The organism is Methylobacterium sp. J-059 (assembly GCF_022829485.1).
Classification (GTDB): Bacteria; Pseudomonadota; Alphaproteobacteria; order Rhizobiales; family Beijerinckiaceae; genus Methylobacterium.
Genome location: NZ_JAKSYA010000087.1, coordinates 1 through 7,897, shown reverse-complemented (window position 1 = coordinate 7,897; position 7,897 = coordinate 1). Strand labels below are relative to the sequence as shown.

At 73.1% G+C, this 7,897-nt stretch carries 9 protein-coding genes and 1 pseudogene; 9 read left to right on the top strand and 1 reads right to left on the bottom strand.

Annotation, left to right across the window (positions count from 1 at the left end):
• The 3 genes and pseudogenes from MKK55_RS09365 to MKK55_RS09355 form a co-directional block, all read left to right on the top strand.
• A pseudogene (locus tag MKK55_RS09365) lies at positions 1 to 224 on the top strand (LysR family transcriptional regulator); the annotation flags it as partial.
• Positions 225 to 395: 171 nt separating this feature from the next.
• The gene (locus MKK55_RS09360) at positions 396 to 758 is read left to right on the top strand and encodes a type II toxin-antitoxin system RelE/ParE family toxin (RefSeq protein WP_187275658.1); all 363 of its coding nucleotides are present in this window, start codon (positions 396 to 398) and stop codon (positions 756 to 758) included.
• Complete coding sequence (locus tag MKK55_RS09355) at positions 733 to 1,059, top strand: helix-turn-helix domain-containing protein (protein WP_147844690.1); 327 nt, start codon at positions 733 to 735, stop codon at positions 1,057 to 1,059. Before MKK55_RS09360 ends, MKK55_RS09355 begins: the two co-directional genes overlap by 26 nt.
• A gap of 144 nt (positions 1,060 to 1,203) precedes the next feature.
• Here MKK55_RS09355 and secB read toward each other — a convergent pair whose 3' ends face one another.
• On the bottom strand, positions 1,204 to 1,704 hold the full coding sequence (gene secB, locus MKK55_RS09350; protein WP_243934388.1) for a protein-export chaperone SecB: 501 nt from the start codon (positions 1,702 to 1,704) through the stop codon (positions 1,204 to 1,206).
• A gap of 465 nt (positions 1,705 to 2,169) precedes the next feature.
• Between secB and MKK55_RS09345 the strand changes: the two genes are divergently transcribed.
• The 6 genes from MKK55_RS09345 (at position 2,170) to MKK55_RS09320 (ending at position 7,761) form a co-directional block, all read left to right on the top strand.
• Entirely contained in the window at positions 2,170 to 2,886 is a 717-nt protein-coding gene (locus MKK55_RS09345) for a Tim44/TimA family putative adaptor protein (RefSeq protein WP_243934387.1), read from the top strand.
• Positions 2,887 to 2,917: 31 nt separating this feature from the next.
• Positions 2,918 to 4,126, top strand: a complete 1,209-nt coding sequence (locus MKK55_RS09340; protein WP_243934385.1) for a murein transglycosylase A — start codon at positions 2,918 to 2,920, stop codon at positions 4,124 to 4,126.
• Between the two features lie 190 nt (positions 4,127 to 4,316).
• Positions 4,317 to 5,015, top strand: coding sequence for a Smr/MutS family protein (locus MKK55_RS09335; RefSeq protein ID WP_243934383.1), 699 nt, complete (start codon positions 4,317 to 4,319; stop codon positions 5,013 to 5,015).
• Positions 5,016 to 5,082: 67 nt separating this feature from the next.
• Positions 5,083 to 5,811 carry a DNA polymerase III subunit epsilon gene (gene dnaQ, locus MKK55_RS09330; RefSeq protein ID WP_243932958.1) on the top strand — a complete coding sequence of 243 codons (729 nt, stop codon included), beginning with the start codon at positions 5,083 to 5,085 and terminating at the stop codon, positions 5,809 to 5,811.
• 105 nt (positions 5,812 to 5,916) lie between these two features.
• Complete coding sequence (locus MKK55_RS09325) at positions 5,917 to 6,351, top strand: CopG family transcriptional regulator (protein ID WP_147844625.1); 435 nt, start codon at positions 5,917 to 5,919, stop codon at positions 6,349 to 6,351.
• Between the two features lie 93 nt (positions 6,352 to 6,444).
• Positions 6,445 to 7,761 carry an alpha/beta hydrolase family esterase gene (locus tag MKK55_RS09320; RefSeq protein ID WP_409566039.1) on the top strand — a complete coding sequence of 439 codons (1,317 nt, stop codon included), beginning with the start codon at positions 6,445 to 6,447 and terminating at the stop codon, positions 7,759 to 7,761.
• Positions 7,762 to 7,897: the final 136 nt, after the last annotated feature.

The window sequence follows — 7,897 nt, the reverse complement described above, 5'->3', positions numbered from 1 at the left end:
ACACCGGCGGCGTGCTCGCCGTCGGCGCCGCGGTGACGGCCGGGCTCGCGGTGGCGGCGCTCGCCCCCAGCGTCGCGCCCGCCGGCGCGCGGGACGTCGGCGCCGCGTTCGGGCTGCCGGCCCTGCCGCTCACCCGGATCGTGCTGCACGCGCAGGCGCCGGACCCGCGCGCCGCCGCGGCGCTGCGCACGCTGGCGGCCGCCTATCGCGGCGTGGCGCGGTGAGGGTCTCCACGGCACCGAGGGCGGCGCTGCCCCGGGATCGGGGAGAGGCTTGAACCGTAGGATTCGTTCCTATACTTTGGGCGTCGGTACCGAGCGCTTGCGTTCCCGGTCTTGAGAGGCCGCCGAACGGATCGAGGTTCGGTCCATGTCGGGGGTGTCATGAGACTTTTCGTGACCCGCTCGGCATGGAAGCAGGCCTGCAAGGGCAAGATCGCCGCGGGCACGCTCGCCAAGGCCGCCGAGAAGGCCAATCTCGGGCTGGTGGACGCCGAGATCGGCGCTCACCTGTACAAGCAGCACGTCGGCCGAAAGGGCGATTTCCGTGCCGTCCTCTTCCTGGTCACGGACCGGCGATGCGTCGTCCTGCACATCTTTCCCAAGAACGTCCAACCCAACATCAAGGGTGCCGAACTGACGACCCTTCGCGCGTTCGCGAAGATCCTCGCAGATGTCGGCGACGCCGGATTCGAGACGCTTGCCGAAACCCAGGGGTGGAAGGACCTCTCCGATGAGAAGCCCGAAACGGACCTATAGGAGCGATCTGCTTCGATCGATCCACGAGGCCACGAGCGACCTTCACGCCATCGGGGCGATCGACAAGGCGACGCTGCGCCGGTTCGATGTTTCGTGCCTCACGCCCATCGAGCCGCTGCCGCCCGAGAGCATCCGGCGAATCCGCGAACAGGCCAACATGAGCCAGGCGATCTTCGCCAAGGCTCTCAACGTGACGACCTCGCTGGTGAGCAAGTGGGAGCGGGGAGACGCCAAGCCTGGCGGTCCCTCGCTCAAGCTGCTCTCGCTGGTGAGCCACAAGGGCATCGAAGCGATCCTGTAACGCGCCCCGGGCGTGCCGGCCGGGCTGTCCGCGCCGGCGGATCGCTTTCAGGGAGCCGCCCGGATGCGGTGTTTCCCGTGAAAACGAAACAGCCCGGCCGCGCGCGCGGCCGGGCTGTCGTCGAGACGCGGGAGGCCACGGAACTCAGGAGGCGAGGGGGCCGTTCGCCTCGCCGGCGCCCTGGGCTTCCATCGCCTTCTGGCGGTAGAGGCCGACGAAGTCGATCGGGTCGATGTAGAGCGGCGGGAAGCCGCCGTTGCGCACGGCCTCGGCCACGATCTGGCGGGCGAACGGGAACAGCAGGCGCGGGCACTCGATCATCACCGCCGGGTGGACCTGGTCCTGCGGGATGTTGCGCATGCGGAACACGCCGGCATACTTCAGGTCGAAGGCGAACAGCACGTCGCCGTTGATCTTGGCGTCGCCCTCCAGCGTCAGCTCGACCTCGAAGTCGGCCTCGGCGAGCTGCTGCGCGTTGACGTTGACCTGGATGTTGATCTGCGGGCCCTGGCCCTCCTGGGGCTGGAGCGAGCGCGGCGCGTTCGGGTTCTCGAAGGACAGGTCCTTGGTGTACTGCGCGAGCGCGTTGATCGCGGGGGCCTCGTCGGCCTGCCCGTTGCCGTTCGGTGCGGGGGAATCGGCCATGGCGGGTCATCCTTCTCGAAAGATCGAACACCGGCCGCGGGCCGATGGCTACGGGTGACCGCCATGCCTGTGCGGTCGTGGGCACAGGCGAGGCCGCTAACATGCCCGTTCGATGCGGACAAGCGAGGCGCCGGAGGACGTGCGGACCCCGTGCCGCCGCCCGGCCGACCGGGTGCCGGCGTCGGGCCGCGGCCGGTCCCGGCGGCGCGTGTCGCGACGACGCGGCCGGGGCGATCCTCCGCGATGTCGCCTGGAACCGGCCGGTGCATTGCCCCATATGCCCATTGCCCCCTATGCAAAGGGGGACGCGGCGCGTTTCCTCGAGAGCCCGGCCGCGTCCGCTCGAGGATGCGTGCGGCGTGACATGACCATCGTGCGACCCCTCTCGGATTTCCCGGAGCCGCGCGCACGGGCCAAGGCTGCGGCCGGGACCCGCGCTCCACGGCGGCCACCATCGGATCGGTGATGCAGGACAGCTTCGACGTGACGACGATCATCTTCCTGGCGCTCGCCGTCTTCGTGATCTGGCGGCTGCGCTCGGTCCTCGGGCAGAAGACCGGCGCCGAGCGCGCCCCGTTCAAGCCGGTCGACCGCAGCCGCACCGAGCCCCAGCCCGGCCGCGGCGACGGCGACAACGTCGTGCGCCTGCCCGGCGCCGACCGGGTCCAGCCCGAGCGCGCCGCCGAGGCCCAGGCGCGCGACTGGCGCGGCATCGCCGAGCCCGGCTCGGCGGTCGCCCGCGGCCTCGAGGCGATTGTCCAGGCCGAGCCCGGCTTCGAGCCGCGCGCCTTCATCGAGGGCGCCAAGGGCGCCTACGAGGCGATCATGATCGCCTTCGCCAAGGGCGACCGGAAGACCCTGAAATCCCTGCTCTCCCGCGAGGTCGGCGAGGCGTTCGAGCGCGCCATCGCCGAGCGCGAGAAGAACCGTCAGACGGTGGAGACCACCTTCGTCTCGATCGACAAGGCCGAGATCGTCGCCGTCGACGTGCGGAACCGCGTCGCGCAGGTCACGGTGCGGTTCCTCTCCAACCTCATCACCGCCACCCGCAACGCCGACGGCGTCGTGGTGGACGGCAGCGCCGAGGCCGTGGTCGAGGTGCCCGACGTCTGGACCTTCGCCCGCACCCTGGGCACCCGCGACCCGAACTGGCAGCTGGTCGCGACCGAAGCCGGGGCCTGAGGGCGCCCGCGCAGCCATCGTCCCGAGAGCCATGCCGCCCCGACACCCGCCCCGTCCGACCGCAGCGTTCCGCGCTGCGGTCGCTCTCGTTTCGGGGGCCGCCGCGGCGAGCGCCGCCGAGCCGCTGCGCGTCGGCAACGCCGTGCTGGAGCCGGTCGCGATCGCGGCCCTGCCCGGCTGGCAGGCGGACGAGACGGCGGCGGCCTTCGAGGCCTTCCGCCGGACCTGCGCCGCGCCCGGCCCCGATCCGGCGCAGGCCGCCGGCGTCGCCGGGTCGCCGGCCGACCTCGCCGCCGCCTGCACCGCCGCCGCCGCGCTCGATCGCACCGGGGCCGGCTGGCCCGAGCGGGCGCGGCGGTTCTTCCAAGAGCGGTTCTCGGCCTACCGCGTCGTGCGCCCGGCCGACGGCACCGAGCCCGAGCGGAAGACCGGGTTCCTCACCGGCTACTTCGAGCCGCAGCTCGAGGGATCGCTGGCGCCCGGCCCCGGCTTCGCCGCCGCCGTGCTCGCCCGGCCCGACGACCTCGTGACGCTCGCCCCCGGCGAGACCCGCCCCGGCCTCGATCCGGCGTTGCGCGCCGGGCGCGCGGCGGCGGCCGGGTTCGAGGCCTATCCCGACCGGGCCGCGATCGAGGACGGGGCGATCGCCGGCCGCACCCGCCCGCTGCTGTGGCTGCGCGACGCCGTCGACCTGTTCGTGCTGCAGGTGCAGGGCTCCGGCCGCGTCCGCCTGCCCGACGGGTCGGCGATCCGCGTGCTCTACGACGGCAAGAACGGCCGGCCCTACACCTCGATCGGCAAGCTGCTGGTGGCGGAGGGGCACCTCGCCCTGAACGACCTCAGCCTCGCCCGCTGGACCGCCTGGCTGCGCGCGCACCCGGACCACGCCCGCCGGCTGATGCGGATGAACGCGTCCTACATCTTCTTCCGCACCGAGCCGGTCACCGATCCCGCCCTGGGCCCGCCGGGCGCGGCCGGCGCGCCCCTCAGCCCCGGCCGCAGCCTGGCGGTGGACGGCACCCTCTGGCGCTACGGCCTGCCGTTCTGGCTGGAGGGCATGCTGCCCGGCCAGCCCGGCAGCGGGCACCTCGTGGTCGCGGCCGATACCGGCTCGGCCATCCTCGGCCCGGCCCGCGGCGACTTCTACGTCGGCACCGGCGCGGCGGCCGGCGTCGCGGCCGGAGACCTGCACACCAAGCCCGGCTTCGTCGTGCTCCTGCCGAAGCCGGCCGCGCCATGAGGGGGTTCTGGTCTCCGACCCCATGGCTCCAATGCCATCGCTTTCCGCGACTCGCTGGAACCGGAACGGACGAACGAATGTCCGCATGTCGGAGTGTGGAAGCCGGAAGGATCCTGGGCGTCACGGCGCGGCTCCCTCTCCCATGGGAGAAGAGACCCGCGCTTCACCTCACGCGATCCGAGCGTCCGGCATGAGGCCGCCGCGCCGGCCGCGGGCGCTGTCCCGCGAGGATGCCCATCTCTGGGGCGAGATCGCCAAGCTGATCACGCCGCTGCGCGCCCGCGCGACGTTGCGGAAGGCCAAGCCGGCTGCCGACGCCCCAGGGCCCGCGGCGCCGGCCGCGGCGAAGCCGACGCCGAAACCTGCGCCGGCCAAAAGCCCTGCCAAGAAGGCGGTGCCGCTCCCCGAGCCCGTGCCGGCGATGCCGAGTGTCGTGCCCGGCCCGGTCGCCGTCGTCGCGCCGGCGAAGAAGCCCAGGCGCGTGGTCCGGCTCGGCGCGGGGACACCGGCCCCGCCGCCGACGCCGGTGCGGCCGGCCTTCGTCCCGGGCCCCGCCCCGCCCGGGCTGGAGCGGCGCGAGCGCCAGCGGCTCAGCCGCGGCGTGCTGGCGATCGAGGGCCGGATCGACCTGCACGGGCTCTATCAGGCCGAGGCGCACGCGGCCTTGGTCGGCTTCCTGATGCGGGCGCGCGCCGCCGGGCATGCGCGGGTGCTGGTCGTGACCGGCAAGGGCGGCGAGGACGCCTATGCCGAGCGCGGCGTGCTGCGCCGCTCGGTGCCGCACTGGCTGCGCGGCGCGGAGCTGCGCCCGATCGTGCTCGGCTTCGAGGAGGCCGCCCGCCACCACGGCGGCGCCGGCGCGCTCTACGTCCGCCTGCGGCGGCGCTGAAGGCGCGGGTTAACCCGAGCGGGCTAATCGGGTAGGCGACGCGCGGAAGCGTTCGGGACCGGACATCATGCACGACGTCGTACGCGAGATCGTTCTCGACACCGAGACCACCGGCATCGACCCCAAGACCGGCGACCGGCTGATCGAGGTCGGCGCGGTCGAGCTCCTGAACCACATCCCCACGGGCCGGACGTTCCACAAGTACTGCAACCCGCAGCGGGCGGTCTCGGAGGGCGCCTTCAAGGTGCACGGGCTGTCCGACACGTTCCTGTCCGACAAGCCGCTGTTCTCGGAGATCGCCGGCGCGCTGATCGAGTTCTGCGGCGACGCCCGGCTGGTGATCCACAACGCGCCGTTCGACGTCGGCTTCCTCAACATGGAATACGCCCGGCTCGGGGCCAAGGCGCCGCCGCCGATCGTCCTCGAGAGCGTGGTCGACACCCTGCCGATGGCCCGGCGCAAGCACCCCGGCGCGCCGGCCAACCTCGACGCCCTGTGCAGCCGCTACGGCATCGACACCAGCCGCCGCACCAAGCACGGGGCCCTGCTCGACGCGCAGATCCTGGCCGAGGTCTACATCGAGCTGCTCGGCGGCAAGCAGACCGGGTTCGATCTCGGCGCGACCGCGGTCGCCGACGCGGTCGTCGACCGCAGCGCCGAGAGCGTCGTGCGCACGGTCCGCACCGCCCGCGCCCGCCTGACCGACGCCGAGCGCGAGCGCCACGCCGCATTCCGCGCCGGCCTCGGCGCCAGCGCGATCTGGGCCGAGTACATTGGCGAGGACACCGCCGTCTGACGGCAGAGCCGCCCTCACGGGTTGGTGCATCGCACGAAGCCCATATTGCAATGCAATATGGCGCCCCCATATGCCATCCACACGGATGGTGACGGGATGGTCGCGATGATGGATGTGATGGCACGGCCGAAGCCCACGCGGGCGGCGGCGCGGCAGCCCGAGAGCGAGAAGATCACGATCAATCTCGGGCATGTCGACCTCGGGCACGTCGACCTGCTCGTGGCCGAAGGGGTGTTCTCGAACCGCAGCGACTTCATCCGCACCGCGATCCGCAACCAGATCGAGCGGCATGCCGACGTGACGCGCCAGTCGATGGCGCGGCGCAGCGTCGAGCTCGGCCTGCGCCACATCGACCGCGCCAGCCTCGAGGCGGCCCGGGCCGAGGGGCGGATGCTGGACATCCGCGTGCTCGGCCTCGCCACCATCGCCGACGACGTGACCCCCGACCTCGCCCGTGCGGCGATCGCCTCCCTCGACGTGCTCGGCAGCCTCCAGGCCAGCCCCGCCGTCCGCGCCGCGCTGGCCGACCGGCTGCGCTGAGGCGCTGCCGAGCCTCCGCTCCGAGCCTCCTGCCCCATTCCGATCCGCCCACGGCGATCCCCAGGACTTCCCATGACCGACCATTCCGACTCGATGCGCGACCGCTTCGCCGACATGATGGAGGCGACCCGGCTGACCGGTGCCGGCCGCCTCGCGGAGGCGACCGACCTGATCCAGCGCAGCCTCGGCGGCCACGCGACGCCGCGGGACACGCCGCAGGACACGCCGAAGGCGATCGAGCCGCCGACCCTCGACCTGACCGCCGAGCGCATCGACGACGCCCCGCGATCCGCGCCCCGGGCCGAGGCGAAGGTCGAGGCCGCGCCCAAGCCCGCGGCCGCGCCCAGGCCCGAGGCCGCGCCGAGGAGCGCTTCGCCCCGAGCCGAAACCGCGTCGGCCGGCCCGATCCCGGAGAAGCTGCGTGCGGCGGTCGACGGCGTCGTGCGCGGGCTGGCGCCGGTGCTGAAGGGCCTGAGCGCCAAGGGCTTGAACACCAAAGGCCTCAACACGAAGGGGCTGGCGCCCGGCTTCGGCTTCGCCAAGCCGCCGATGCCGGGCCGCTCGGCCGAGCCCGCCGAGGGCGAGGGATCGCTCGTCACCAAAAGCTTCGCCGGGCCGGCGGGTGCGCGCGAGTATCGCCTGTTCGTCCCGAGCCGGCCGCAGAATCCGGCCGCGCTCGTGGTGATGCTGCACGGCTGCAACCAGACCGCGGACGACTTCGCCGTCGGCACCGGCATGAACCGGCTGGCGGAGCGCGACGGCGTGCTCGTCGCCTACCCGGTCCAGACCGGCCGCGCCAACGCGCAACGCTGCTGGAACTGGTTCGAGCCGCGCGACCAGGGCCGCGAGACCGGCGAGGCCGCGATCATCGCCGGGCTCACCCGCGCGGTGATGGCCGAGCACGCGATCGACCCGGACCGCGTCTTCATCGCCGGGCTCTCGGCCGGCGGGGCGGCGGCGGCCAACATCGCCCGCGCCTTTCCCGATCTCTACGCGGCGGTGGGCGTGCATTCCGGCCTCGCCGCGTCGTGCGCCCGCGACGTCGGCTCGGCGATGATGGCGATGCAGATGGGCGCGGCCGGCCCCGGCGGCACCCGCGTGCCGACGATCGTCTTCCACGGCGAGGACGACACCACGGTGAGCATCCGCAACGCCGACCAGGTGCTGGCACAGGCGGGCGCCGCGGCGCTGACGCCCTCGCGCGAGCAATTCGACGGCGACGGCCATCCCTACACCCGCACCCGCTACGCCGACGCGGCGGGCCGGGTGATGCTGGAGGATTGGCGGGTGCGCGGCGCCGGCCACGCCTGGTCCGGCGGCGACCGGGCCGGCAGCTTCACCGATCCGCACGGGCCCGACGCCTCGCGCGCGATGCTCGACTTCTTCGCCGCGCATCCCAAGGGGGTCTAGGTCGTGAACTCATAACGTCTGGCACGGTTTGGCCGTGGCATCGTTGGTTCTCCGAATGGAGGACCGAGGATGGCGCGGTTTGACCTGACGGATGAAGAGTGGGCGGTGATCGAGCCGGTCCTGCCGACGGACGTGC

Bases quoted from the DNA above. Each gene is read 5' to 3' on its own strand.
- MKK55_RS09340 (WP_243934385.1), top strand. From the start codon at position 2,918: ATGCCGCCCCGACACCCGCCCCGTCCGACCGCAGCGTTCCGCGCTGCG.
- MKK55_RS09345 (WP_243934387.1), top strand. From the start codon at position 2,170: ATGCAGGACAGCTTCGACGTGACGACGATCATCTTCCTGGCGCTCGCC.
- MKK55_RS09335 (WP_243934383.1), top strand. From the start codon at position 4,317: ATGAGGCCGCCGCGCCGGCCGCGGGCGCTGTCCCGCGAGGATGCCCAT.
- MKK55_RS09320 (WP_409566039.1), top strand. From the start codon at position 6,445: ATGCGCGACCGCTTCGCCGACATGATGGAGGCGACCCGGCTGACCGGT.
- MKK55_RS09325 (WP_147844625.1), top strand. From the start codon at position 5,917: ATGATGGATGTGATGGCACGGCCGAAGCCCACGCGGGCGGCGGCGCGG.
- MKK55_RS09355 (WP_147844690.1), top strand. From the start codon at position 733: ATGAGAAGCCCGAAACGGACCTATAGGAGCGATCTGCTTCGATCGATC.
- secB (WP_243934388.1), bottom strand. From the start codon at position 1,704: ATGGCCGATTCCCCCGCACCGAACGGCAACGGGCAGGCCGACGAGGCC.
- dnaQ (WP_243932958.1), top strand. From the start codon at position 5,083: ATGCACGACGTCGTACGCGAGATCGTTCTCGACACCGAGACCACCGGC.